The organism is Streptomyces sp. NPDC055140, from assembly GCF_053607285.1.
In genome coordinates this window covers 25,874-50,361 of the sequence record NZ_JBSGTG010000008.1, presented here as the reverse complement: position 1 = coordinate 50,361, position 24,488 = coordinate 25,874, and the positions used below count along the sequence as shown (strand labels likewise).

General features: G+C 71.5%; 23 protein-coding genes. 13 read left to right on the top strand and 10 right to left on the bottom strand.

Features of this window, described 5'->3' with window-relative positions:
* Positions 1–126: 126 nt before the first annotated feature.
* The 7 genes from ACWFR4_RS17270 to ACWFR4_RS17240 form a co-directional block, all read right to left on the bottom strand.
* Complete coding sequence (locus ACWFR4_RS17270) at positions 127–414, bottom strand: DUF1416 domain-containing protein (RefSeq protein WP_100595620.1); 288 nt, start codon at positions 412–414, stop codon at positions 127–129.
* A gap of 47 nt (positions 415–461) precedes the next feature.
* A complete protein-coding gene (locus ACWFR4_RS17265) occupies positions 462–1,301 on the bottom strand; it encodes a sulfurtransferase (protein ID WP_453468761.1) in 840 nt (279 codons plus the stop codon).
* Positions 1,302–1,446: 145 nt separating this feature from the next.
* Positions 1,447–1,527, bottom strand: a complete 81-nt coding sequence (locus ACWFR4_RS17260; protein WP_351257108.1) for a putative leader peptide — start codon at positions 1,525–1,527, stop codon at positions 1,447–1,449.
* A gap of 191 nt (positions 1,528–1,718) precedes the next feature.
* The gene (locus ACWFR4_RS17255; RefSeq protein WP_453468762.1) at positions 1,719–2,447 is read right to left on the bottom strand and encodes an LmeA family phospholipid-binding protein; all 729 of its coding nucleotides are present in this window, start codon (positions 2,445–2,447) and stop codon (positions 1,719–1,721) included.
* Positions 2,448–2,572: 125 nt separating this feature from the next.
* Positions 2,573–3,796: a hypothetical protein gene (locus tag ACWFR4_RS17250; RefSeq protein ID WP_453653119.1), complete on the bottom strand. Its 1,224-nt coding sequence runs from the start codon at positions 3,794–3,796 to the stop codon at positions 2,573–2,575.
* 5 nt (positions 3,797–3,801) lie between these two features.
* The gene (locus tag ACWFR4_RS17245) at positions 3,802–4,056 is read right to left on the bottom strand and encodes a MoaD/ThiS family protein (RefSeq protein ID WP_453469031.1); all 255 of its coding nucleotides are present in this window, start codon (positions 4,054–4,056) and stop codon (positions 3,802–3,804) included.
* 36 nt (positions 4,057–4,092) lie between these two features.
* Positions 4,093–4,926: an alpha/beta hydrolase gene (locus ACWFR4_RS17240; RefSeq protein ID WP_453469030.1), complete on the bottom strand. Its 834-nt coding sequence runs from the start codon at positions 4,924–4,926 to the stop codon at positions 4,093–4,095.
* A gap of 247 nt (positions 4,927–5,173) precedes the next feature.
* Here ACWFR4_RS17240 and ACWFR4_RS17235 point away from each other — a divergent pair, with 247 nt between their 5' ends.
* Complete coding sequence (locus tag ACWFR4_RS17235) at positions 5,174–6,046, top strand: winged helix-turn-helix transcriptional regulator (RefSeq protein WP_453653117.1); 873 nt, start codon at positions 5,174–5,176, stop codon at positions 6,044–6,046.
* A gap of 23 nt (positions 6,047–6,069) precedes the next feature.
* A complete protein-coding gene (locus tag ACWFR4_RS17230; RefSeq protein ID WP_453469027.1) occupies positions 6,070–7,092 on the top strand; it encodes a LacI family DNA-binding transcriptional regulator in 1,023 nt (340 codons plus the stop codon).
* Between the two features lie 64 nt (positions 7,093–7,156).
* Here the strand turns inward: ACWFR4_RS17230 and ACWFR4_RS17225 are convergent, their stop codons facing one another.
* Positions 7,157–8,911 (bottom strand): trypsin-like serine protease, encoded by a 1,755-nt coding sequence (locus ACWFR4_RS17225; RefSeq protein WP_453653115.1) that lies wholly within the window; start codon positions 8,909–8,911, stop codon positions 7,157–7,159.
* A 343-nt stretch (positions 8,912–9,254) separates the two neighbouring features.
* Here ACWFR4_RS17225 and ACWFR4_RS17220 point away from each other — a divergent pair, with 343 nt between their 5' ends.
* The 3 genes from ACWFR4_RS17220 (at position 9,255) to ACWFR4_RS17210 (ending at position 12,613) form a co-directional block, all read left to right on the top strand.
* On the top strand, positions 9,255–10,352 hold the full coding sequence (locus tag ACWFR4_RS17220; protein ID WP_453466816.1) for a S1C family serine protease: 1,098 nt from the start codon (positions 9,255–9,257) through the stop codon (positions 10,350–10,352).
* Between the two features lie 99 nt (positions 10,353–10,451).
* The gene (locus ACWFR4_RS17215; protein ID WP_453653113.1) at positions 10,452–11,186 is read left to right on the top strand and encodes a response regulator transcription factor; all 735 of its coding nucleotides are present in this window, start codon (positions 10,452–10,454) and stop codon (positions 11,184–11,186) included.
* Complete coding sequence (locus ACWFR4_RS17210; RefSeq protein ID WP_453653111.1) at positions 11,183–12,613, top strand: HAMP domain-containing sensor histidine kinase; 1,431 nt, start codon at positions 11,183–11,185, stop codon at positions 12,611–12,613. The genes ACWFR4_RS17215 and ACWFR4_RS17210 overlap by 4 nt, the downstream gene beginning before the upstream one ends.
* 6 nt (positions 12,614–12,619) lie before the next feature.
* Here ACWFR4_RS17210 and ACWFR4_RS17205 read toward each other — a convergent pair whose 3' ends face one another.
* Positions 12,620–13,885, bottom strand: coding sequence for an LmeA family phospholipid-binding protein (locus ACWFR4_RS17205; protein ID WP_453466812.1), 1,266 nt, complete (start codon positions 13,883–13,885; stop codon positions 12,620–12,622).
* A gap of 90 nt (positions 13,886–13,975) precedes the next feature.
* A complete protein-coding gene (locus tag ACWFR4_RS17200; protein ID WP_453466810.1) occupies positions 13,976–15,787 on the bottom strand; it encodes a bifunctional metallophosphatase/5'-nucleotidase in 1,812 nt (603 codons plus the stop codon).
* A gap of 173 nt (positions 15,788–15,960) precedes the next feature.
* Between ACWFR4_RS17200 and mshD the strand changes: the two genes are divergently transcribed.
* From mshD to ACWFR4_RS17160, 8 genes are all read left to right on the top strand, one after another.
* Entirely contained in the window at positions 15,961–16,893 is a 933-nt protein-coding gene (mshD, locus tag ACWFR4_RS17195) for a mycothiol synthase (RefSeq protein WP_453466808.1), read from the top strand.
* 116 nt (positions 16,894–17,009) lie between these two features.
* The gene (locus tag ACWFR4_RS17190) at positions 17,010–17,396 is read left to right on the top strand and encodes a GntR family transcriptional regulator (RefSeq protein ID WP_266569342.1); all 387 of its coding nucleotides are present in this window, start codon (positions 17,010–17,012) and stop codon (positions 17,394–17,396) included.
* Complete coding sequence (locus ACWFR4_RS17185; RefSeq protein ID WP_453466806.1) at positions 17,393–18,313, top strand: ABC transporter ATP-binding protein; 921 nt, start codon at positions 17,393–17,395, stop codon at positions 18,311–18,313. The genes ACWFR4_RS17190 and ACWFR4_RS17185 overlap by 4 nt, the downstream gene beginning before the upstream one ends.
* Positions 18,310–19,305, top strand: coding sequence for a hypothetical protein (locus tag ACWFR4_RS17180; RefSeq protein WP_453466804.1), 996 nt, complete (start codon positions 18,310–18,312; stop codon positions 19,303–19,305). Before ACWFR4_RS17185 ends, ACWFR4_RS17180 begins: the two co-directional genes overlap by 4 nt.
* Positions 19,302–20,246: an ABC transporter permease gene (locus tag ACWFR4_RS17175; RefSeq protein WP_453466802.1), complete on the top strand. Its 945-nt coding sequence runs from the start codon at positions 19,302–19,304 to the stop codon at positions 20,244–20,246. Before ACWFR4_RS17180 ends, ACWFR4_RS17175 begins: the two co-directional genes overlap by 4 nt.
* Before the next feature lie 134 nt (positions 20,247–20,380).
* Positions 20,381–22,753, top strand: coding sequence for an RNA degradosome polyphosphate kinase (locus ACWFR4_RS17170; RefSeq protein ID WP_453466800.1), 2,373 nt, complete (start codon positions 20,381–20,383; stop codon positions 22,751–22,753).
* A complete protein-coding gene (locus ACWFR4_RS17165; protein ID WP_453653109.1) occupies positions 22,734–23,801 on the top strand; it encodes a CHAD domain-containing protein in 1,068 nt (355 codons plus the stop codon). Before ACWFR4_RS17170 ends, ACWFR4_RS17165 begins: the two co-directional genes overlap by 20 nt.
* Positions 23,798–24,259, top strand: coding sequence for an NUDIX hydrolase (locus ACWFR4_RS17160; protein ID WP_453469633.1), 462 nt, complete (start codon positions 23,798–23,800; stop codon positions 24,257–24,259). Before ACWFR4_RS17165 ends, ACWFR4_RS17160 begins: the two co-directional genes overlap by 4 nt.
* Positions 24,260–24,488 lie beyond the last annotated feature (229 nt).

The following is a 24,488-nucleotide window of genomic DNA, read 5'->3' as shown; positions in this document are numbered from 1 at the left end:
TGTACACGCCTTTCAGCGCGGGCTCGGCACAAAGCCGAGGGACCGCACCTCGATTCCGTAGGCGTCCAACCCCCGGAGGTGCGGCCCCTCGGCCGTATCTGCGCCGCCGTCACACGGCGAGCCGCGTCAGACGGCGATGGCGACCTCGGAGAGACCACCGGTCTGGGCGACGACCGTGCGGTCCGCCGAGCCGCCGGGGACCAGGGCGCGCAGCGTCCACGTGCCCTCGGCCGCGTAGAAACGGAACTGGCCCGTCGCCGAGGTGGGGACCTCGGCCGTGAACTCGCCGGTCGAGTCCAGCAGGCGCACGTAACCGGTGACGGGCTCACCGTCGCGGGTCACCTGGCCCTGGATGGTGGTCTCACCGGGCTTGATCGTCGAGGCGTCGGGGCCGCCGGCCTTCGCTCCACACATGTGTTTCTCCAAAAAGGTCGGTCAGGTCTGTCTGAGGTCCGGGAGGGTTACTTGTTGGCGCCGAGCTCGATCGGCACACCGACGAGGGAGCCGTACTCGGTCCACGAGCCGTCGTAGTTCTTGACGTTGGCCTGGCCGAGCAGCTCGTGCAGGACGAACCACGTCAGGGCCGAGCGCTCACCGATGCGGCAGTACGCGATGGTGTCCTTGGCCAGGTCGACCTGCTCGTCCTCGTAGAGGGCCTTGAGCTCGTCGTCCGACTTGAACGTGCCGTCGTCGTTGGCGTTCTTCGACCACGGGATGTTGCGCGCGGACGGGACGTGGCCCGGACGCTGCGACTGCTCCTGCGGGAGGTGCGCCGGCGCGAGGAGCTTGCCGGAGAACTCGTCGGGGGAGCGCACGTCGACGAGGTTCAGGCTGCCGATCGAGGCGATGACGTCGTCACGGAAGGCGCGGATCGAGGTGTCCTGGGCCTTGGCCTTGTACTCGGTGGCGGGGCGCTGGACGATCTCGGCGACGAGGTCGCGCGAGTCGAGCTCCCACTTCTTGCGGCCGCCGTCGAGGAGCTTGACGCTGCCGTGGCCGTAGAGCTTGAAGTACCAGTAGGCGTAGGACGCGAACCAGTTGTTGTTGCCGCCGTAGAGGACGACCGTGTCGTCGTTGGCGATGCCGCGCGCGGACAGGAGCTTCTCGAAGCCGGCCTGGTCGATGAAGTCGCGGCGGACCGGGTCCTGGAGGTCCTGCTGCCAGTCGACCTTGACGGCGTTCTTGATGTGGTTCTTGTCGTACGCCGAAGCGTCCTCGTCGACCTCGACGATGACGACCTTCGGGTTGTCGAGGTTCGCCTCGACCCAGTCGGCGTCTACCAGGACGTCGCTGCGGCTCATTTTTTCTCCTCCGGGGCAGTTACGGCGGGGTGCGGGAGTGCGGGTGCGGTGCGGGCACGGTCCCTGTATGCGGACAGGGACGGCATTCGGCGCGCGCGGGGGGAGGCCTCAAAGGGGCCTGGGGAAGCGGGAGTTGCCGTCCCGCTCAGGCGGTGCGACAGAGCATGGCGGCGACGCGGCACAGGTCTACTGCCCGCCGCTTCGTGAGATCCGCCTGTCGCTTCATGCCACCGATCGTAGGTAGGCACAGGCGGCCGTGTCACCGGCGTGTCGCATCGTGAGACACGATCGTCCGCGATGCGAGACGAGTGCGGCCCCGGGGCCTCTTTCCTCAGGCTCCGGGGCCGCTGCGGCTCCGCCGATCACTGCTGTGCGGACGGCGCCGTCTCGCAGTGCGGACGCGCCGTTTCCCGGGGCCTACCCGACGAGGTCTAGTTTCGAACCCTTCACCGAGATCTCGACGCCGTCCTTGACCGCCTCGACCCGGTCCAGCTTGATCCCGGCCGGCAGATCGTCGATCGCCTGCCGGAAGTCGGTGACGGCGCGGATCCGGCCCTCGGCCAGGTCGAGCGCGCCGGCCTTGGGCAGGCTGTCGGCACGCGCCGAGACCTTGCCGTCGGTGACCTTGATCGAGCTGAGGACGGTGGGGTGCAGGGTGCCCAACGGCGTGTGCACGGTGACCGTGACCTTGACCTTGTCGCCGCCGCCGTAGGAGAGGCCTTCGATCTGCGCCGTCACGCCCGGGGCGACCTGGGCGGCGTCCTGCTTCCTGACGGCCTTGAGCAGCTCGGCGTAGGAGATGCGGGCGGTACCGGTGGCCGAGTCGGCGGTGGCGGAGCTGAAGCTGCTGTTGAACTCCACGCCGTGCATCTCGGCGTTCAGATCGGCGATCCGGATCGACTCGCCGCCGCTCTTCGCGTCGTAGTCCTTGATGCCGATCTCCACGTCGTCCAGCGTGCCGCCCGCGACCTGGGTCAGGAAGGGGAAGCCCTTGATCGACACATCGGGGTTCTCGGCCAGGCCCTCGCCGGCGCGCACGCGGTCGGCCGCCTCGCCCTCCGCGTAGTTCACCGCGACCCGGTCGGCGATGACGAACAGGCCACCCAGGATCACAACGACGATCAGAAGTATCCGCAGAGCACGCATGGCCCGGTTTTTCCCCCTACCTGGACGACAGTTCCTGATCGCGAGAGTACGGGCCGGGCCCCGCAAAGGGGGCCCGGCCCGATTCTTGTCGATCAGCTGTGACAGGCCGTACGCCCGCCGGACGTTCAGCCCACGACCCGCCCGAGCAGGTAGACGGCCGGGGCCGCGGCGGCGAGCGGCAGGGCCACGCCCGCCGTCATGTGCACGAAGCGGGACGGATAGTCGTAACTCGCGACGCGGTGGCCGATCAGCGCGCAGACACCGGCGCCGAGGCCGAGGAGCGCGCCCTTGGACCCCATGTCCGTCATACCGCCGGCCGCGATTCCGGCACCCGCGGCGGCGAGCAGCGCGACGACCACGGAGGCGGGCGTGGGCAGCGGGAGCGCCCGTGCGAGGACGGCGACGGCGACGGCCACGGCGCCGACGGTCACGGCGTCCGGGTCGGCCGCCAGGTGTCCGGTCGCGACGATGGCCAGCGCCGCCGAGGCGACCGTCGCCATCAGGCCGTACATGCGCTCGTCCGGTGCCGCGTGGCTGCGGAGCTGGAGGACGAGGGTGAGCAGGACCCAGACACCGAGGGTGCCGAGGATCGCGGCGGGCGCGTTCTGCCGGCCGGTGACGAGCAGCGCGGCGTCGGCGGCGAGGCCGCCCGCGAAGGCGAGCGCGATGCCCTGCCGGGCCGGCCACATGCCGTTGAGCCGGAACCAGCCGGCGGCCGTGACGGCCTGGAGCAGCACGAGCGGGACGAGCAGCGCGTACTGGCCCACCGCGGCGCCGCCCGCGAGGAGCAGCCCGAGCAGCGCGGTCAGCGCGGCGGGCTGCATCCCCGGCTCCATGATCGGCGACCGCCCCTCGGCACGGGCGCGCTGCGCGTCGGTGACACGGGGGTTGCCGGTGACGGTGGCGGGCCCGTAAGCGGCGCCCTCCGGCTCGGCGACGGGCAGCGGCTGGGCCGCCGCCACCGTCCCGAAGACCTGCGTCTGCTGGTCGACACCGGGGGTGTGGGGGGCCTGCCCGTACGCGGCAGGTTCGCCGTACGCGGCATGCGCGGGCGGCGGCGTGGTCTGCCCGCCCGGCGTCTGCACCGCCGGCCCCTGCCCGTACGGCACCTGCCCGTAGCCGTAACCCTGCTGGTCACCGCCGTACGCCTGCTGCTCTCCGTACGCCTGCTGGTCGCCGCCGGTCTGGTTCACCGGGCCCTGCCCGTACGGGGTCTGGCCGGGCTCGAATCCCTGGGGTTGCGGGTACGTCGACTGGACCTGGGTGTCCCAGGTCTGGCCCTGCCACTGCTGGGTCTGCTGGGGCGGCTGCTGCTGCCCGTACTCGTCTTCGTACGGCTCGTTACTCATCGCGGTCACCCTCCTGCGAACGGCGGGAGCACCTCGACCGTGCCGCCCTCGGCAAGCCGTACCGTCTCATGCCCGCGCTTGCCGACGGGATCGCCGTCGATCAGGAACGAGGAACGCTGCAGGACGCGCACCAGGTCTCCGGGGTGTCGCGCACGCGCGCTCTCCAGCGCGTCGGCCAGCGTCTCGGCCTCGTACGGCTCCTCGGCGACACCGGCGGCCGCCTTGGCCGCGGCCCAGTAGCGGATGGTCCCGTTGGCCATGTGCGGCGTTCCTCCCATGCGGTCTGTCCATGCGGTCTATTCGGCGGTTGCCGTCGTCCATGATGCCGTGGCCCAGTCGCCGATCCGCGCGAGGAGCCCGTCGTCCGCCGCGTGCTCGGCGTGCCCCATGCCCGGTTCCAGCCACAGCTCGGCCCCGCCGGACGCGGCCGCGGCGAGCATCCGCGGGTGGTCGAGGGGGAAGTACGGATCCCGGTCGCCGTGCACGATCAGGAGCGGCGTCGGCGCGATCAGCGGAACGGACTCGACCGGCGAGAGCGGCACGGGGTCCCACTCGTGCGGGTGAATGCGGGTGCGGAGTCCGACACGGCCCACGATCCGTCCGGCGGGCCGCGTCACCAGCCAGTGCAGCCGCCGCATAGGCGCGGTCCCGCGGTAGTACCAGCGGGCCGGGGCACTCACCGCGACCACGGCGTCGGAGCGCGCTTCCGTGCGCCCCCTGTGCAACGCGGCGTGCCGCAGGACGACGGAACCGCCCATCGAGAAGCCGACGGTCACCACTTGTCCGTGCCCGAGTGACCTCGCCCACTCCACTGCGGCCACCAGGTCGAGTACCTCCCGGTCGCCGACGGTGGACCGCCCGCCCGACCGCCCGTGCCCGCGGAACGAGAACGTGACCACGGCGGCACGCTGCGCGAACACCCCCGCCGCACGCCGGACGTGCGGCCGTTCCAGATCGCCCGTGAACCCGTGCGCGACCACGATCACCGGGCCGCCGGCGGGGCCCGGCCCAGGGTCGTGGGTGGCCTCGATCGGAACCCCGTCCCGAGTGCGCAGCATCACACGCCGTGAGCGGGCAGTGATCGGCTGCACAGAAGATCGTGCGTCTTGACCTGCCGGACCGGAACTCATGTGGGCTATTCTCCTAGGCAGAGGATCCGGGCAGCGAAGCCCCCGGGTCCTTTTGTGCTTTCGGACCGCGTTGTATACGAACGCCGGCCGCGAGGCGCACAGGGCCCCGGGGCGCGGGGCCCGAAGCACCACGAACAAGCAGTACGAAGCAGTGCCGTAAACGTCCTCGCAGGGACCGAGGAGGAACCGACGTTATGGGCGAGCGAACCGTGCACGACCGTAGGACGACCCAGGCAGGTGGGCCGCGATGAGTTCATTGCTGCTCCTCACGAATGCCCTTCAGCCGTCGACGGAGGTGCTCCCCGCTCTCGGCCTGCTGCTGCACAACGTGCGGGTCGCCCCCGCCGAGGGCCCGGCTCTCGTCGACACCCCCGGTGCCGACGTCATCCTCATCGACGGGCGCCGCGACCTCCCGCAGGTACGCAGCCTGTGCCAGCTTCTCCGCTCCACAGGGCCCGGCTGTCCGCTGGTCCTCGTCGTGACGGAGGGCGGCCTCACGGCCGTCACCGCCGACTGGGGTATCGACGACGTACTTCTCGACACGGCGGGACCGGCCGAGGTCGAGGCGCGGCTGCGCCTCGCGATGGGCCGCCAGCAGATCGTCACCGACGACTCCCCCATGGAGATCCGCAACGGCGACCTGTCGGTCGACGAGGCCACCTACAGCGCGAAGCTGAAGGGGCGGGTCCTCGACCTGACCTTCAAGGAGTTCGAGCTCCTCAAGTACCTCGCGCAGCATCCGGGCCGCGTCTTCACGCGCGCCCAGCTGCTCCAGGAGGTGTGGGGCTACGACTACTTCGGCGGCACCCGCACCGTGGACGTCCACGTGCGGCGCCTGCGCGCGAAGCTCGGGCCCGAGCACGAGTCGCTGATCGGCACCGTGCGCAACGTCGGCTACCGCTTCGTGACGCCGGAGAAGGTCGAGCGGGCGGCGGACGGGGCGAAGGCCAAGGCGGCGACTCCGAGGCCGGACCACGCGGAGCACGCGGCACCGGCGGAGCACACGGCACACGCCGACACCACGGACTCCGCGGCGGATTCCCGTGCCGTGCGGGAGCCGGCCGAGCAGCCCCGGGCGGGCGCTCATCAGGCCGCCGCCGGACGCCCTGCCCAGCGGTAGGTCCATCCGCGTAGACTCCGCGCGTGGCCAAGGTGACTCGGGATGATGTGGCGCGACTGGCGGGTACTTCGACCGCGGTCGTGAGCTACGTCATCAACAACGGACCTAGGCCGGTTGCCCCGGCCACGCGCGAGCGTGTACTCGCCGCGATCAAGGAACTGGGGTACCGGCCCGACCGGGTCGCCCAGGCCATGGCGTCGCGGCGGACCGACCTCATAGGCATGATCGTGCCGGACGCACGCCAGCCGTTCTTCGCGGAGATGGCGCACGCCGTCGAACAGGCGGCGTCCGAGCGCGGAAAGATGGTCCTCGTCGGCAACTCCGACTACGTCGAGGAGCGCGAGGTCCACTATCTGCGCGCCTTCCTCGGCATGCGGGTCTCCGGCCTCATCCTCGTCAGCCACGGCCTGAACGATCGGGCCGCGGCCGAGATCGAGGCGTGGGACGCGCGCGTGGTCCTGCTGCACGAGCGCCCCGAGGCGATCGACGACGTCGCCGTCGTCATCGACGACATCGGCGGCGCCCAGCTCGCCACCCGCCATCTGCTCGAGCACGGTCACCCGTACGTCGCCTGTGTCGGCGGCACCGCCGAGACGCCGTCCGTCGGCGACCCGGTCTCCGACCACGTCGAGGGCTGGCGCCGGGCCATGCACGAGGCGGGACTCTCCACCGAGGGACGGCTGTTCGAGGCGCCGTACAACCGCTACGACGCGTACAAGATCGGACTCGAGCTGCTCGCCGGGCCCCAGCGGCCGCCGGCGATCTTCTGCTCCACGGACGACCAGGCCTTCGGCATCCTGCGGGCCGCGCGCGAGCTGCGGATCGAGGTGCCGGGCGAGCTGGCCGTCGCCGGGTTCGACGACGTGAAGGAGGCGGGTCTGACGGATCCGCCGCTGACGACGGTCGCGTCCGACCGCTCGGCGATGGCGCGGTCCGCCGTCGACCTCGTCCTCGACGACTCGCTGCGCGTCGCCGGTTCCCGGCGCGAGCGCCTGAAGGTGTTCCCCTCGCGGCTGGTCGTCCGCCAGTCCTGCGGCTGCCCCTGACCTCGCACAGCACGCGCGCCGGCCCGGAACACCGGACCGGCGCGCGTGCTGTGTTCCGGGTCGCTCAGAACATCAGGTTGTACTGGTTGAACCCCGTGCCCAGGCTCTTGCGGGCGCCGAAGACGTCGGCGGACGCCTTGTTGGTGCCCGGGTAGAGCCAGAGCGTGCCGCCCGAGTCGCGGGCCATGACGTCGGCGATGCCGTCGCCGGTCACGTCGCCGCTCGTCACGTACGAGGTGAAGTTCCAGCCCGTACGCGCCTGGATGCGCGCGGCGAACGGGGTCTTCTCGACCTGCGTGCCCCGGTAGAGGTACAGGACGCCGGAGCTGTTGCGGACCAGGAGGTCGGCCTTGCCGTCGCCGGTCAGGTCTCCGTGACCGAAGATCTTGACGCCCTTCCAGGCCTTGTCGACGACCTTGACCTTGCCGTAGAACTCGCCGTTGCCCTTGCCCGGGTAGAGGTACGTCGAGCCGTCGGCGTCCACCGCCACCAGGTCGGGGCGGGAGTCACCGGTCATGTCGCCGGGGATGGCGTACGACTTGTAGCCGCCCCACACCGAGGTGATCTGCATCCACTCGAAGGCGTCCGACGCGTGGTTGTAGTAGCTGCGGTACAGCTTGCCGTCGGTGCTGTCGCGCATGATCAGGTCCTGGAAGAAGTCCCGGTCCAGGTCGGCCTGGAGGGCCCAGCTCGCGGTCTGCCAGCCGGCGCTCTGGTAGGCGCGCGAGGCGAGCGACGTGCCCTTGCTGTCCTGCTCGAACAGGCCCCCGGAGGGGGTGCGCGCCAGCAGGTCGGCCCGGCCGTCGAAGCTCAGGTCCGTGTCGTCGATGCGCGGCTGGGCCGCCCAGACGTACGAGGACACCTTGGTGAAGACGGGGTAGGCGCCCTTCGCGGTGCAGCCGGAGACGCCCCACGAGACGACGCCGACGACGCGGCCGCCGACGACCACCGGACCGCCGGAGTCACCGCTGCAGGTGCTCTTGGTGCCCTCGTCGGTGCCCGTCGCCGGGGTGCCCGCGCAGAACATCGAGCCCTCGACGAAGTCGTCCTCGCCGAGGACGGACTGCATCGCGGTGTTGCAGGTGGAGTCGGAGACCAGCGGCAGGGTCACCTTGCGCAGGGTCGCCGACAGGTCGGCGTCCTGCGCGCCCGAGGTCAGGCCCCAGCCGTAGACGGTGGCGGAGGTGCCGGGCTTGTAGGACGCGGTGTCGTTGCTCTGGACCAGCTTCGTCCACTGGTCCTCCAGCGGACGGTCCAGGGTGAGGACCGCGATGTCGTTCTGGATGGTCGCGTCGTTGTACCGCGGGTGGTTCCACTGGCGCCAGACGCCCGCGACGGTGCCGTTGGCGCTGTCGAGCAGGCCGGTGGCGCCGGCCACGACCGCGCCGTTGTCCACCCAGTCCAGACCGGCGACGCAGTGGGCCGCGGTGAGGACCTTGTTCGGGGCGACGAGGGTGCCGCCGCAGAAGTAGCCGTCGCCGGACGCGGGGTCGTAGTACGAGAGCTGGACCATCCACGGCGCGGAGGAGATCGACGTCTCGGTGCCGCCGATGATGAACGGCGTCTTCTTGGGCTTCGTCTCCGGGGTCGCCCGGGTCTTAGCGGCCTCGACGACCCGCTTGCGCAGTTCGGCGTCGGAGGCGGAAGGGGCCGGATTCGCGGTGCGGGCGATGCTCGCGTCGGGCAGTCCGGGCGGATCGTCGGCCGCGGTGGCGGGGTGCGCCACGAGGGCGCCGGCGCAGCTCAGCGCCAGCGCGAGAGCGGCCGTGGACAGCGCCGTGACGGGGCGTCTCCAGCGGTCGCGCAGGGCAGGTATCACTCAGGGCTCCTGGTGTGAAGAGTGGCTTCAGGGCCCGAGAAGAGGCATACGGCGCGCACCACGGCAGGTACCGGACACCGAGCGGACAAGACATCGGATTCAGGCTCGGACCCAGGCACCACCGCAGACCCCCCTCCGGCGCAGGGATCGTAGATCCCGCGGGCCCCTCGACACACGGCCTTCACAGCAGGCAGGTGAGAGTTGTTCCGGCGCCCTCCCGCACCTCACCCTCAGTCAACCCGCCGTTTTCCGGCGGCGACTTTATTTCGGGCAAACAGGGTTCTCGCGGGACTCTCAGGGCACGCTCAGGTGGCTCTCATGAACGCGGTTCAGGCTTGCTGCCATGACCGAGAGCTTCCGCCGAAGCGGCGAGTACCCCCAGGGCCAGCAGCAGCACTCGCAGTCCTCGTATCCGGGGACCCCCGAGGCGGGCGGCGCCTTTCCGCCCCCGCCCGCGTACGACCCGCCGCAGCCGGTGAACGCCGCCCCGGGTTCGGCGATGTGGCCCGCCCCCACGCCGGAGGGCTCCCCCGCGCCGCCCGCGCCCGCGCGCCGGCGTCGGGTCAGGGGTCCGCTCGGGCTGCTCGCCGCGGTCGCCATCGCCGCCGCGGCCGTCGGCGGCGGCACCGCCTACGCCTTCCAGGAGCTGACCGGCAAGCAGTCCACGTCCGCCTCCGCCGGCACGAGCGTCGTGCCCACCAGCCGGAAGGGCACCGTCTCCGGTGTCGCCGAGGCCGTCAGCCCCGCCATCGTGGAGATCAGCGCCACCTCGAACGCGGGCAGCTCCACCGGCTCCGGCGTCGTCATCACGAGCGACGGCGAGATCGTCACCAACAACCACGTCGTCTCCGGCGCCTCGACGGTCAAGGTGCGGACGAGCGACGGCAAGACCTACACCGCCGAGGTCGTCGGCACCGACGCCAAGAAGGACCTCGCCCTCATCAAGCTGAAGAACGCGTCCGGCCTCAAGACCGCGTCCCTCGGCGACTCCGACAACGTCAAGGTCGGCGACGAGGTCGTCGCCATCGGCTCCCCCGAGGGCCTGACCGGCACCGTCACCAGCGGCATCGTCTCGGCGCTCGACCGCGACGTCACCGTCTCCACGGACGAGGAACAGCAGCAGCAACAGGACGGCGGCAGCGAAGGCCGGTGGCCGTTCGAGTTCGGCGGGCAGCAGTTCAACGGCGACACGGGCTCGTCCAAGACGACGTACAAGGCCATCCAGACCGACGCGTCCCTCAACCCCGGCAACTCCGGCGGTGCCCTCATCGACATGAACGGCAACATCATCGGCATCAACTCCGCGATGTACTCGGCCAGTTCGGACAGCGGGTCGGGATCGTCGAGCGCGGGCAGCGTCGGACTCGGCTTCGCCATCCCCGTCAACACCGTCAAGGCCGACCTCGACTCGCTGCGCAGCGGGGGCGCCTCCGGCAGCTGACCCCGGCCGCGCACCGCCGCGCCGCGCCCACCCGCAGCGCCACCGTGCGAGGCTGATACCGCCCCCCACCACCGTCCGCACCCCCGAGGAATCCCGCCCATGAGCCCCGCCGAAGGCGACCGCGAACCCCAGCGCATTCTCATCGTCGACGACGAACCCGCCGTCCGCGAGGCGCTGCGGCGCAGCCTCGCCTTCGAGGGGTACGGCACGGAGGTCGCGGTCGACGGCGCGGACGCGCTGGAAAAGGCGGCCGTGTACCAGCCCGACCTGGTCGTCCTCGACATCCAGATGCCGCGCATGGACGGCCTCACGGCCGCCCGGCGGCTGCGGGCGGGCGGTTCCCGCACCCCGATCCTCATGCTCACGGCCCGCGACACCGTCGGTGACCGCGTGACCGGGCTCGACGCGGGCGCCGACGACTACCTGGTCAAGCCCTTCGAACTGGACGAACTGTTCGCGCGGGTACGGGCTCTGCTGCGGCGCAGCGCCTACGCCTCCGCGGCGGGCCCGGCGGACGACGCGGGTGACGTCCTGTCCTTCGCGGACCTGCGGATGGACCTCGCGACCCGCGAGGTCACGCGCGGCGCGCGCACCGTCGAACTGACCCGCACGGAGTTCACGCTCCTGGAGATGTTCCTGGCCCACCCACGTCAGGTCCTCACCCGCGAGCAGATCCTCAAGGCGGTGTGGGGCTTCGACTTCGAGCCCAGCTCCAACTCCCTGGACGTGTATGTGATGTATCTGCGGCGGAAGACGGAGGCGGGCGGCGAGCCGAGGCTGGTTCATACGGTGCGGGGTGTGGGGTATGTGCTGCGGGCCGGGGGTAGCGAGTGATCGGGCTCGTGCGGCGGTTCCGCGCCCTGCCGCTGCGGTCGCGGCTCGCCCTGCTGGTCGCGACGGCGGTCGCGGTCGCGGCGGTGGCGGTGGCGACGACGTGCTGGTTCATCGTGAAGGGTCAGCTCTACGGCCAGCTGGACAGCACCCTGCGCAGCCAGAGCCGTTCAGTGAGCAGCGAGCAGGTCAACTTCATCGCCAACAACTGCAACCAGCGCGTCCCCGGGCTCATCCACTTCCAGGGCCCGACCGTGCAGGTCATCTACACCAACGGCCGGGTGTGCACCACGCCGGACGCGGCGCAGATCCCGGTGCAGGCGATTGACCTCGCCGTCGCGCGAGGCACGAGCGACGACGCGCTGCACACCACAGCGGACAAGGCCGGCGAACCGATGCGCGTCCTGACGCTCCCCGTTGTGGCCGGCGACAACAACCGGGTCCCAGACGTGGCCGTCTCCCTCGCCACCCCCACCAGCGAGGTCACCAAGCCCCTGACCACACTCGCCTGGGTGCTTCTCCTGGTCTCCGGAATCGGAGTAGTCGGCGCAGGCGCCGCCGGCCTCTGGGTGGCCCGCACAGGGCTGCGCCCCGTCGACGAACTCACCGACACCGTCGAGCACGTGGCCCGTACCGAAGACCTCACCGTCCGCATCCCCGTGGAGGGCGACGACGAGATCGCGCGGCTGTCCGCGTCCTTCAACTCCATGACCGCCTCGCTCGCCTCGTCGCGTGACCTCCAGCAGCAGCTCATCGCCGACGCCGGGCACGAGCTGCGTACGCCCCTCACCTCGATGCGCACCAACATCGAGCTGCTCACCCGCAGCGACGAGACGGGCCGGGCGATCCCGCCGGACGACCGCAAGGCGCTGATGGCCTCGCTCAAGGCCCAGATGACCGAACTGGCCGCGCTCATCGGGGACTTGCAGGAGCTGTCACGTACGGGGCTGGCCGGCGGGGACGGCCCGCTCAAGGTCGTCTCGCTGCACGACACGGTCCGCACCGCGATCGAGCGGGCCCGGCTGCGCGGACCCGAGCTGACCATCACGTCCGGGCTCGCCCCCTGGTACGTGCGGGCCGAGCCCGCCGCCCTGGAGCGCGCGATCGTCAATCTGCTCGACAACGCCGTCAAGTTCAGCCCGCCGGAAGGAACCCTCGAGGTCCACCTCATGCGCGGCCGGCTGACCGTGCGCGATCACGGTCCCGGCATCCCGGCCGATGAACTCCCGTACGTCTTCGACCGGTTCTGGCGTTCGCCGACGGCGCGGGCGCTGCCGGGGTCGGGCCTCGGCCTGTCGATCGTGGCCCGCACGGTGGAGAACTACGGCGGGACCGTCGAGCTCGGGGCCGCGGAGGGCGGCGGCACGGTCGCGACGGTGCAGCTGCCGGGCGCGCCCACGCCCCCGCCGGAGGTCCCCGAAGGGGCCTAGGGCGACCTACCGCCCGAAGCCGAGGCCCTCCCCCGTCAGGCCGACCCGGATCCCGTCCTTCTCGACCCGCACGTCACTCAGCCGGACCTCGCCCGTGCCCGCGCCCGGCAGTTTCGGCAGCCGGAACGCCAGCGAGAGGCGGTCGGCGAGTTCGGGGCGGGTGAGCCGGGTGAGGCCCTGGAGCAGCGCCGGGTCGAGGCCGAACTTCTTCAGGAGCGCCGGGTGCGCGAGCGCGAGGTCGACCAGGTTCAGGGACATCAGCTGGTGCACGAAGCGCGGCGATCCGGTGAGTTCGCTCAGGCGCCGGTCGCTGCGCAGCGCCGCGCGCACGGCCGAGTCGGGCACGCCGAGCCGGCGCACGAGGGACGGCACGGACAGCAGCGCCTTCGCCTTCGCGGTCTCGGTCGCGAGGCGCGCCACGGAGCGGCGGCTGAGGTGCAGTCCTTCGGAGGGACGCGTGCCGGGCCGGTACGTGGCGAGGTCGCCGATGTCGAGGCGCATGCCGCCGATGTCGGTGGCGATGCCGGTGTCGCCGATGCGCCGGATCGTGGCGTCGGCGCGCACCTTCAGGTCGTGTCCCGCGACGGGCAGTGTGCCGCGCGCGAGGACCCGGTCGCGGCCCTGTCCGCTGAACGTGACCTGGGAGGCGCCGAGTTCACGGTTCAGGTCGTCGAAGGTGAGCAGGACCTCGCCGGTCATGCCGCCGATGCGGGCGCCGCGCACATCGGTGGGCCCGTCGCCGTCGATGCGTACGTCGCGGATGGTCGCGGAGACCTTGGCGAGGGAGACGCGGCTCGCGGCGACGTCGGGGACGGTGACCCTCACCTCGTCCAGGCGCCGGTCGGCGAGCTGAGTGAGGAACGGGAAGCCCTCGATGTCGACCTCGGGCGCGGCGCTCAGGTGCAGCTGGTCCTTGAGCCGGTCCGCGGCGCGGTGCTCGGCGTAGAGGAGGGCCCAGCGGTCGGCGAGGGTGACGAAGGCGGCGAGGACGAGGATCCCGACGACGGCCTTCGTGGCGAGCGGCAGCCCGGCGAACCGGTTGCGGCGGCGGCTGCCGCGACGGTGGTTGGGCCTGGACCAGGGCTGGTCGTCCGGCCCCGCCTCGGGGTCTTCCTCGTGCAGGAACTCGTCGAGCGGATGGTCCGCGAGGGCGCCCAGCTCGTCGTACGGGTTGTGCGGCACGGTGCCCGATGGAACGGATTCCTCCGTGCGTACATCAGACAGTTCGGCGGACTCGGACGTGAACGTGGCTATGCGGTGGGGGGAACGCATCGTGAGATTTCACCACACGTCCCGACCCCACCGCTAAGCATTACTCCCAGTAAGGGACGGTTTAGATCCCCAACCCGGCCGTGCGATACGTCACTTCACGATCGTGATCCGGTCCGCCTTCGGGGGCGCGATCGGTGACGCGGCCGACGAGTTGGCCGTCAGGTAGTCGTTGAACGCCTTCAGGTCGTCGCTGCCGACCAGCGGGTTCTTGCCCTGGCCGAGCGCCGCGAAGCCGTCGCCGCCGCCCGCGAGGAACGAGTTCATCGCGACGCGGTACGTCGCCGCCGGGTCGATCGCGGCGCCGTTCAGCTTGATGGAGTCGACGAGGACCCGGGCCGCACCCGTCTTCGTCATGTCGAGCGTGTACGTCAGGCCCGCCGACGGCTGGAGGATCTTCGGCGAGGCCTCGTTGGAACCGCTGACCTGCTGCTGGAGCGCGGCGATGACCTGCGCGCCGGTCAGGTCGGCCAGGTTCACGGTGTTGCTGAAGGGCTGCACGGTGAAGCCCTCGCCGTAGGTGACGACGCCGTCGCCCTCACTGCCGCTCGCCTTGTACACGAGGTCGGAGCGCACGCCGCCGGGGTTCATCAGGGCCAGCGAGGTCTTCGGGTCGAGGGTCTTGGCGTGCGCGAGCTGGGCGTCCGCGATCAGATCACCGAGCGGCTCCTCCGGCGAAGCGGCGCCGCGGCCCGGGATGTCCGCCGAGATGTACCCGACGGGCTGGTTGGCGACGGGCGCGGCGAGCTTGTTCCAGCGGCCGATGAGCGCGGTCATGTCCGCGGCCTTCGGCTGCGTGCGGCTCACCACGTGGTTGGCCGACTTCACCGACGTACGCACGATGTCCTTGGTGCGACGGTCGTACGTCAGCGTCGTGTCCGTGTAGAGCTTCCCGTACGAGGACGCCGAAGTGACCATGCGGGGCTTGCCGGACGGGTCCGGGATCGTGCAGACGTACGCGTTGTGCGTGTGCCCGGTGACCAGGGCGTCGACCTTCGGCGAGATGCCCTTGGCGATGTCGACGATCGGGCCCGAGATGCCGGCGCCGCCGCTCGGGGAGTCGCAGTCGTAGTTGTACGAGCCGGAGGCCGGCACGCCGCCCTCGTGGATGAGCGTGACGATCGACTTCACGCCCTGCCGGTCGAGGATCTTGGCGTACTTGTTGACGGTCTCGATCTCGTCGTGGAACTTCAGGCCCTTGACGCCCTCCGCGGAGACGATGTCGGGGGTGCCCTCAAGGGTCACGCCGATGAACCCGATCTTGACGCCGTTGTGCTTCCACACCCAGTAGGGGGCGAGGATCGGCTTGCCGGTCTTCTCGTTCGTCACATTAGCGGCGAGGTAGGGGTAGTCGGCGCCCTTGAACTTCTTGCCGTCCTCGAAACAGCCGTCCTTGGGGTGGCAGCCGCCGTTCTGCATGCGCGCCAGCTCCGTGGCGCCCTCGTCGAACTCGTGGTTGCCGACGCTCGTGACGTCCAGGTCGAGCTTGTTCATCGCCTCGACGGTGGGCTCGTCGTGGAAGAGTCCCGACAGCAGCGGGCTGGCCCCGATCAGGTCGCCGGCCGCGGCGGTGACGCTGTACGGGTGGTTCTTCCTGGCGGTCCGCAGGGACGTGGCGAGGTACTCGACGCCGCCCGCGTCGACCTTCCTCGTGGTGCCGTCCGGCAGGTTCTCCGTGACCTGGCCCGACGAGCCGGCCGGCGGCTCCAGGTTGCCGTGGAAGTCGTTGAAGGAGAGCAGCTGCACGTCGACCGTGCGGCCGCCCTTGCCCCCGTGGTGCCGGTCCTGCGTGGCGTTCGCGGGCAGCGCCGCGACGAGCGCGCCGACGGTGGCGAACCCGGCCGCCGCGGCGAGTATCCGCGATGCGGCGCGGCGTCTGGTCCTGTGCGGTGTCAGCGGAGTCATGGGTACGTCCCCCTGTGTGGGTGCTGTGCGACGGAGGTGCCGGCGGTGTGTCGTGACCAAGTCGGCAGCCTAAGGTCAACGCGCGTAGCACGACAGGTGTTTGCCGGTTACGAGCTGATTGCCATCACCTGGCAGGAAGCCCGGCGCGGGCCTGTCGCCGTACCCTCTTGTCCATGACCAGCGATGCCATGCCCACCGCCCCCGACCGCCAGATCGAGACGCTCACCGCCCTCACTCCCGACCAGGCGGAAGCCGTCCTGGAGATCCTCTCGGACGCCGCCCGTGCCGACGGGCAGCAGGCGGTGTCGGAGCAGGGCAGGCTGCAGCTGCGCGGCGGCCCCAGGGAGGGCGTGCGCCACTTCCTGCTGACCATCGACGGCAAGCTGATCGGGTACGGCCAGCTGGAGGACACCGACCCGATCGAGGCGCCGGCCGCCGAGCTCGTCGTGCACCCCGCTCACCGCGGGCACGGGCACGGGCGGGCGCTCGGCTCGGCGCTGCTCGGCGCGTCCGGCAAGCGGCTGCGGGTCTGGGCGCACGGCGGCCACTCGGCGGCCCGGCACCTCGCGCAGGTCCTCGGCCTGACCCTGTTCCGCGAACTGCGGCAGATGCGGCGCCCGTTGGCCGAGGGCCCCGCGCTCGCCGAGCCGGTGCTGCCCGCGGGCGTCGTCATCCGCACCTTCGTGCCCGGCGAGGACGACGCGGCCTGGCTCGCGGTGAACGCGGCGGCGTTCGCCCACCACCCCGAGCAGGGCTCGCTGAACCAGCGCGACCTGGACGACCGCAAGGCCGAGCCGTGGTTCGACCCGGCCGGCTTCTTCCTCGCCGTCCGGGAGAGCGACGGCGAGGTCATCGGCTTCCACTGGACCAAGGTCCACGCCGAGGAACAGCTCGGCGAGGTGTACGTCGTCGGGGTCGCGCCGGGCAACCAGGGCGGCGGCCTCGGCAAGGCGCTCACGGCGGTGGGCCTGCGGCATCTGGAGGCGTCGGGCATGCCCACGGCGATGCTCTACGTGGACGCCGACAACAAGCCGGCGGTCACGGTCTACGAGCGCCTCGGCTTCGTCACCCACGAGACGGACCTGATGTACCGCACGGAGTCGTAGTCCGCAGGAGCGGAAAGCGGCCGGCAGGCACCCGAGGGGCAGTCGTCACTTGACACTGCCCCTCTCTTGCACCACCCTTTCACTACTTGATTAGTGAAAGGGTGGTGTTGAGGAACGTGGTCGAGTACCGGATCGACCGGCGCAGCGGCGTCGCCACCTATCTCCAGATCGTCCAGCAGACCCAGCAGGCCCTGCGCCTCGGACTGCTGGAGCCCGGAGACAAGCTGCCCACGGCCCGCGAGGTCGTCGAAGCCACCGCGATCAACCCGAACACCGTGCTCAAGGCGTACCGCGAACTGGAGCGCGAGGGCCTGGTCGAGGCCCGCAGAGGTCTCGGCACCTTCGTTCGCAGGACGCTCGGCGCGGCCCCGGCCGACTCGCCGCTGCGGGCCGAACTCGCGGACTGGGCCCGGCGGGCCCGCGCCGCGGGCCTCGACCGCGAGGACGCGGCCGCCCTGTTCGGCGCCGTACTGGACGAAAACTTCCCGAAGGGGGATCAGTGAGTTCCACCAGCACCACCCCGGCCGTCGCCATCGAGGCGACAGGGCTCGGCAAGCGCTACGGCCGCCACGGCCACGCCGCCCTCGACGTGTGCTCCTTCCGGCTGCCCGCCGGGCGGATCAGCGCCCTGGTCGGGCCCAACGGGGCGGGGAAGTCCACCCTCCTCGCGATCGCGGCCGGGCTCCTGCGTCCCACCTCCGGACACCTCACCGTCCTCGGCGCCGCCCCCGGCGTGCACCGCGACCGTGTCGCCTACCTCTCGCAGGACAAGCCGCTCTACCCCCAGCTGTCCATCGCGGACACCCTGCGCATGGGCGCCGAGCTGAACCCCGGCCGCTGGGACGCCGCGTACGCCGACAGGATCGTCGAGCAGGGCGACCTCGACCCCGCGGCCCGGGTCCGCTCGCTCTCCGGCGGACAGCGCACCCGCGTCGCGCTCGCCCTCGCGCTCGGCAAGCGCCCCCAGCTGATGCTCCTCGACGAGCCGATGGCGGACCTCGACCCGCTGGCCCGCCACGAGCTGATGGGCACGCTGATGGCGGACGCCGCCGAACACGGCACCACCGTCCTGATGTCGTCGCACATCGTCGCCGAACTGGCCGACGCCTGCGACCACTTGCTGCTCCTGGGCGCCGGCCGCATCCGGCTCGGCGGCGGTATCGACGACCTGACGGCCGCGCACAGCCTGGTCACCGGGCGCGGCACGGCCGCCGACCTCGCCCCGCACACCGTGGTCGAGTCCCGCGCCGCCGGCCGGGGACTGACCGCCCTGATCCGACGTGACGGACCGCTCGACAGCGCCTGGGAGGCGCAGGAGCCGTCCATGGAGGAGCTGATCCTCGCCCATCTGCGCAACCCCGGCGCCCCGGCCCTGATCACCCCGGGCACGGCCGCGTCCGCCGTGGCGGTGACGGCGTGACCTCCACGACCCCGACCCTCGAACGTCCCGCCGAGAGCCACGCCCGGCGCCGCCTGCCCGGCCCCGACGGCCTCGTATGGACCGTGCTGCGGCTGCACCGCACCGCGCTGTGGGTGTGGACCGCCTACGTCGCCATCACGGCGGGCCTGCTGCTGTGGCTGTGGGGCCCGGGCGCGGACGCGGCACAGAAGGCGTTCGACACGTTCGGCTACAGCGGGGCGCAGGAGAACGCGTTCGCCGGCATGGGCATGTTCCTGCCGTTCAGCGGCTCGTTCGACTCCCTCTTCTACCAGCCCGGCACGCTGATCTCCCTGGCCTCGCTCGCCATCGCCGTGTTCGCCGCCGGACCGCTGATCGCACGCGAACTGGAGCTGGGGACGGCCAGGCTGGCCTGGACCCAGTCGGTGTCCCCCGCCCGCTGGCTCACCGCGAAACTGGCCGTGCCCGCGGTGTTCGTCGCCGTCGGCACGGGCCTGATCGTCGTCCTGTACCGGCTCGTATGGAACGCGCACAACCATCTGCTGGTCGCGGGCATCGGCCCCCGCTCGTTCTCCTTCTCCATCGGCCCCGCCACCGTCGCGACCGCCCTGTTCGGCCTCGCCGTCGGCGTGCTGGCCGCGCTGGTCCTGCGCCGCACGCTGCCCGCCCTCGTGGCCGCCGGTGCCGTGCAGTTCCTGGCCGGCGCGATGCGCGGCAACAACTGGCCGTTCCAGCACTCGCCGTTCTCACGCCTCCAGCCCGAACTGCCCGTGTACAGCAAGGCGATCACGTCCTCGGGCGCCAAGGTCCCCGACCCCGGCTGCTATCTGAGCCAGAAGTGCCTCGACCGGCACGACATCACCGGCTTCACCCGCGCCTACCTCCACTCCCCCGACTACTGGCCCCGCCAGCTCACGGAGACGGGCATCCTGCTCGCCCTGACCGCGCTCGCCGTCGTCGGCGCGTTCCTCGTCCTGCGCAGATACCAGCCGAAGAAGGAGACCGCCGCATGAGCGCCGCCGTCCTCGCCCCCTCGACCGGCCTGACCTGGACGGTGCTGCGGCTGCACCGGCTCGCCCTGTGGCTGTGGGCCGCGTACGTCGCGCTGACCGGGGCGCTGCTGCTGTGGCTGTTGGGTCCGGGCGGCTCCGGGTGGCACATCGCCGGCAAGTGCGTCGCGGGCGTCATGAACGCCTGCACCGCCACGGGGCCGGGCGCGGGCACATACACCAACCTGCTCGGGCTCACCACGAGCCTGATCACGATCGTGCCCGCGATCGCCGCCGCCTTCGCGGGCGGGACGCTCATCGGCCGCGAGCTGGAGCGCGGCACGGCCGCCCTCGCCTGGACGCAGTCCGTCTCCCCGGCCCGCTGGCTGGCGGCGAAGCTCGCCGCGCCCGCCGCGTTCCTCGTCGTGGGCACCAGCGTCCTCGTGGCGCTGCGCCGCCTGGTCGCCTCGGGGGCGAGCGGCCTTCCCGAGAACCAGTGGTTCACCGACGGCGTCTACGGCTCCCTCGGCACGACCGCCGTCGCGCTCCCGCTGCTCGGCCTGGCACTCGGCGCGCTGGTGGCGTTCATCTCCCGGCGCGTGATCACCTCGGCCTGCGTCTCGCTCGCCCTCACCGGCATCGTGATCACCGCTCTCGGCGAGATCCGCGGCCGTCTCTGGACCACCTCCACCGTCACGGGCGACGTCCACCAGGGCTACCGGGGCTTCACCGGCCTCTTCCTCGACGAGGGAGCGGTCACCGCGAGCGGCGCCCGCATCGCCGACCCCCTGTGCGTCAGTGACAAGAGCTGCCTGGCCCAGCACAACATCACGGGCTTCTACCGCGAATTCCAGCCCGCCTCCCACTTCTGGCAGCTCCAACTCGTCGAAACGGGAATCCTCCTCGCCCTGACGGCATTGGTGGCGGCCGCGGCCTTCACCCTGTTGCGCCGCCGCACGGCATGATCGCCCGGTACCGCCCGGCGTGATCGTTTCGTACGGCCGGGACGTCCCCGCAGACCTCTGCGGGACGCCCCGCCATGCCCCGCACGTCATGTCGCCGTAACCAACCATTCAGACGGGCTTGCCACCCTCACAGAATGCAGCCCGCCGCGCCCGACCCCGCCGGGGCCCCGGCGGAGCACTCCCCGAACGGGAGACTCCGCCTCACGCCCGCGCTCTCCGACGCGCCCATCGTGGTCCGGGCGCGGAAGAATGGGTCCATGAGCCAGCAGAACGCCGAGGACCAGGCCTCCGACCGGCAAGCGCAGCCGTCCGTCGGCTCGATAGCCGCGCACCGCCCGCACACGGTCGCAGGCGGTGACTTCGAACCCGAGCTCCCCGAGCTCACCTCCGACATCGACGCCGACCCCGACGAGTTCGAGGACTACAGCGCCGAGCTGCCCCAGGGCCGTTTCCTCGACCGGGAGCGCAGCTGGCTCGCGTTCAACGAGCGCGTACTCGAACTGGCCGAGGACCCCGACACCCCGCTCCTGGAGCGCGCGAACTTCCTGGCGATCTTCGCGTCCAACCTGGACGAGTTCTTCATGGTCCGCGTGGCCGGACTCAAGCGGCGTATCGCGACGGGCGTCGCCACCCGTTCGGCCTCAGGGCTCCAGCCCCGCGAAGTCCTCGAGCTGATCTGGAACCGCTCGCGCGAGCTCATGGCCCGGCACGCCGCCTGCTACCAGGAGGACGTCGCTCCCGCGCTCGCCGACGAGGGCATCCACCTGGTGCGCTGGGAGGAGCTCACCGACAAGGAGCAGTCCCGGCTCTTCACGCTGTTCAAGCAGCAGATCTTCCCCGTGCTCACCCCACTGGCCGTGGACCCGGCGCACCCGTTCCCCTACATCTCCGGCCTGTCCCTGAACCTCGCCGTCGTCGTGCGCAACCCGGTCTCCGGGCACCGCCACTTCGCGCGCGTCAAGGTGCCGCCGCTGCTCTCCCGCTTCCTGGAGGCCTCCCCGCAGCGCTACGTCCCCATCGAGGACGTCATCTCGGCGCCCAAGCACCTGGGCGAGCTGTTCCCCGGCATGGAGGTCCTGGAGCACCACATGTTCCGGCTGACCCGGAACGAGGACCTGGAGGTCGAGGAGGACGACGCGGAGAACCTCCTCAAGGCGCTGGAGAAGGAGCTCATGCGGCGCCGCTTCGGGCCGCCGGTGCGGCTCGAGGTCGAGGAGACCATCGACCGGTACGTCCTCGACCTCCTCGTGCGCGAGCTGAAGATCAGCGAGTCCGAGGTGTACCCGCTGCCGGGCCCCCTGGACCTCACGGGCCTCTTCGGCATCTCCGGCCTCGACCGGCCCGAGCTGAAGTACCCCAAGTTCATCGCGGGCACCCACCGCGACCTGGCCGAGGTCGAGTCCTCGTCCGCGCCCGACATCTTCGCCGCCCTGCGCGAGCGGGACGTGCTGCTCCACCACCCGTACGACTCGTTCTCCACGTCCGTGCAGGCGTTCCTGGAGCAGGCCGCCTCCGACCCGGACGTCCTCGCCATCAAGCAGACGCTGTACCGGACCTCGGGCGACTCGCCGATCGTCGACGCGCTGATAGACGCCGCGGAGTCCGGCAAGCAGGTCCTCGTCCTCGTCGAGATCAAGGCCCGCTTCGACGAGCAGGCCAACATCAAGTGGGCGCGCAAGCTGGAAGAGGCCGGCTGCCATGTCGTGTACGGCCTCGTCGGCCTCAAGACGCACTGCAAGCTGTCGCTCGTGGTGCGCCAGGAGGGCGACACCCTGCGCCGTTACTGCCACGTCGGCACGGGCAACTACCACCCGAAGACGGCCCGCCTCTACGAGGACCTGGGCCTGCTCACCGCCGACTCGCAGGTGGGCGCCGACCTCTCCGACCTCTTCAACCGGCTGTCGGGCTACTCGCGCCGCGAGACGTACCGCCGTCTCCTCGTCGCCCCCAAGTCCCTGCGCGACGGCCTCATCTCGAGGATCGACAACGAGGTCCTGCACCACCGCGCCGGCCGCCCCGCCTACGTCCGCTTCAAGGTCAACTCGATGGTCGACGAGGCCGTCATCGACGCGATGTACCGGGCGGCTCAGGCCGGTGTGCCCGTCGACGTGTGGGTCCGCGGCATCTGCGCCGTGCGACCGGGCGTCGCGGGCCTGTCGGAGAACATCCGCGTACGGTCCGTGCTCGGCCGCTTCCTGGAGCACTCCCGGGTCTTCGCCTTCGGCAACGGCGGCGAGCCAGAGGTCTGGTTCGGCAGCGCGGACATGATGCACCGCAACCTCGACCGCCGCATCGAGGCCCTGGTCAGGGTCTCCGACCCGGCTCACCGCGGCGCCCTGAACCGGCTCCTGGAGACGGGCATGTCCGACACCACCGCCTCCTGGCATCTGGGACCGGACGGGAACTGGGTCCGGCACGCCAAGGACGCGGAGGGCCGGCCCCTGCGGAACGTACAGGAGATGCTCATAGACGCCCGGAGGCGCCGGCGTGGCACAGCAACACCTTGAGACGACGGGAGCGGAGGGTTCCGCGGGCGAGGTCGTCGCGGCTTATCTGCGCGAGCAGGCCACGGAGTTCCTGCGCTCCCTGCGGCAGCACCGCGAGAGCGGTGGCTCCGCGTCCGGGGGAACCGCCGAGGAGGCGGCCGGAGCGGCGCGCGCCCTGCGCCGCTCGGCCCGCCGCATCAGCGGCACCCTGCACACGTTCCGTCCCCTGCTCGACCCCGAGTGGTCCGACGCGCTGCGCCCCGAACTGGCATGGCTCTCGGGCACGTTGGCGCAGGAGCACGCGTACGCGGGCCGCCTGGAGCGGCTGCTGTCGGCGCTGCACCGGCTCTCCGGCGCACACGCGGTACCGGCCCAGAACCCCGCGGCTCCCCCCGGGCGGGTGGGCACGGCCCAGCTGCAGCGGACCGAGAACACGGCGTCGGGGAACCTGACCGTGGGCGCGGCAAAGGCGGGCGCCCTGCTGGAGCGCCAGCTCACCCTCGCCCGGACCAGAGCCCACTCCACGGCGCTGCAAGCACTCGGCTCGTCCCGCTTCCACGCGGTCGCCGACAACGTCGCCGTACTCGCCAGCGAGGTCCCGCTGCGCGCCACCACGGCCGACCTCGACGCGCTGGCCGCCTCCGCCGAGTCCCGCCTCGCCGAGGCCGTCGCCGCGCTGCCCCTCCACCGGGCGGGCCACCCCTACAACGCGGAGGCCCTCGTCCAGGGCCTCACCGCCGACACGGCACCCCCGTCCCAGGACGCCCCCTGGCACCACGTACGCCTCCTGCTGCGGCTGCACCGCTACTCCCAGGAGGTCGTGCCGTGCGGACCCGGCACCGGCGGCGGGCCGGCCGACGCGGAGACCGAGGCGGCCGCCGCGCTCGACCGGCACCGGGACGCCGCCGAGGCCGCGGCGGCCGCCGCCCACGCGGCCCGCACCCCGCGCATCGCCCCGGCGACGGCCTACGCGCTCGGCGTCCTGCACGCCGACCAGCGCCACGAAGTGGAAGCGGCCCGTTTCGCGTTCCAGCGGGCCTGGCTGAAGGAGACGGTCCGCACCACATGAGCAACGCCGACAACGACGTCATCCACGCCGCCGGCTGTGTCCTGTGGCGCCGCTCCTCGTACGACGATGTTCCCCAAGCTCTCGACTTCGACCGAGCAGGGGAGGCCCCGGTCGAGATCTGCCTCGTGCACCGGCCCAAGTACGACGACTGGTCGCACCCCAAGGGCAAGCTGAAGCGCGGCGAGGAGGCCCTCGCGGGCGCGCTGCGCGAGGTCGAGGAGGAGACCGGCTTCCAGTGCGCTCCCGGCGCCCGCCTCCCCACCACCCGCTATGTCGCAGGCGGCCGCCCCAAGCGCGTCGACTACTGGGCCGCCGAGGCGACGGACGGCGGTTTCACGCCGAACCGCGAGGTCGACCGTGTCGCCTGGCTCTCCCCGACCGCGGCCCGCCACCGTCTGACCCAGCCCCGCGACAAGACGCTCGTCGACGCGCTGCTGAGCGCCCTCCACCTGGCATAGTCGCAGCGCGTACTCGCATCATCACGAAACGTCACACAGTGCCTCACCGCACCGACCGCCGAGGTTCACCCTCCGTTCACTCATGCCCTTCGGTCGCTTCACCTGTCCTGCCTAATTTCGGCCTTACACGGTGCGAGTCGCTCACACGGGCGAACACCGCACCGCCTACCTGGAACGAACAGACTTCGCACGCCGTCCCGGATCACCGACCGGCGGCTCCTGGAAGGAA

Bases quoted from the DNA above. Each gene is read 5' to 3' on its own strand.
- mshD (WP_453466808.1), top strand. From the start codon at position 15,961: ATGACCAGCGATGCCATGCCCACCGCCCCCGACCGCCAGATCGAGACG.
- ACWFR4_RS17170 (WP_453466800.1), top strand. From the start codon at position 20,381: ATGCAGCCCGCCGCGCCCGACCCCGCCGGGGCCCCGGCGGAGCACTCC.
- ACWFR4_RS17215 (WP_453653113.1), top strand. From the start codon at position 10,452: ATGAGCCCCGCCGAAGGCGACCGCGAACCCCAGCGCATTCTCATCGTC.
- ACWFR4_RS17240 (WP_453469030.1), bottom strand. From the start codon at position 4,926: ATGAGTTCCGGTCCGGCAGGTCAAGACGCACGATCTTCTGTGCAGCCG.
- ACWFR4_RS17205 (WP_453466812.1), bottom strand. From the start codon at position 13,885: ATGCGTTCCCCCCACCGCATAGCCACGTTCACGTCCGAGTCCGCCGAA.
- ACWFR4_RS17220 (WP_453466816.1), top strand. From the start codon at position 9,255: ATGACCGAGAGCTTCCGCCGAAGCGGCGAGTACCCCCAGGGCCAGCAG.
- ACWFR4_RS17200 (WP_453466810.1), bottom strand. From the start codon at position 15,787: ATGACTCCGCTGACACCGCACAGGACCAGACGCCGCGCCGCATCGCGG.
- ACWFR4_RS17270 (WP_100595620.1), bottom strand. From the start codon at position 414: ATGTGTGGAGCGAAGGCCGGCGGCCCCGACGCCTCGACGATCAAGCCC.
- ACWFR4_RS17245 (WP_453469031.1), bottom strand. From the start codon at position 4,056: ATGGCCAACGGGACCATCCGCTACTGGGCCGCGGCCAAGGCGGCCGCC.
- ACWFR4_RS17255 (WP_453468762.1), bottom strand. From the start codon at position 2,447: ATGCGTGCTCTGCGGATACTTCTGATCGTCGTTGTGATCCTGGGTGGC.
- ACWFR4_RS17250 (WP_453653119.1), bottom strand. From the start codon at position 3,796: ATGAGTAACGAGCCGTACGAAGACGAGTACGGGCAGCAGCAGCCGCCC.
- ACWFR4_RS17175 (WP_453466802.1), top strand. From the start codon at position 19,302: ATGAGCGCCGCCGTCCTCGCCCCCTCGACCGGCCTGACCTGGACGGTG.
- ACWFR4_RS17235 (WP_453653117.1), top strand. From the start codon at position 5,174: ATGAGTTCATTGCTGCTCCTCACGAATGCCCTTCAGCCGTCGACGGAG.
- ACWFR4_RS17260 (WP_351257108.1), bottom strand. From the start codon at position 1,527: ATGAAGCGACAGGCGGATCTCACGAAGCGGCGGGCAGTAGACCTGTGC.
- ACWFR4_RS17265 (WP_453468761.1), bottom strand. From the start codon at position 1,301: ATGAGCCGCAGCGACGTCCTGGTAGACGCCGACTGGGTCGAGGCGAAC.
- ACWFR4_RS17160 (WP_453469633.1), top strand. From the start codon at position 23,798: ATGAGCAACGCCGACAACGACGTCATCCACGCCGCCGGCTGTGTCCTG.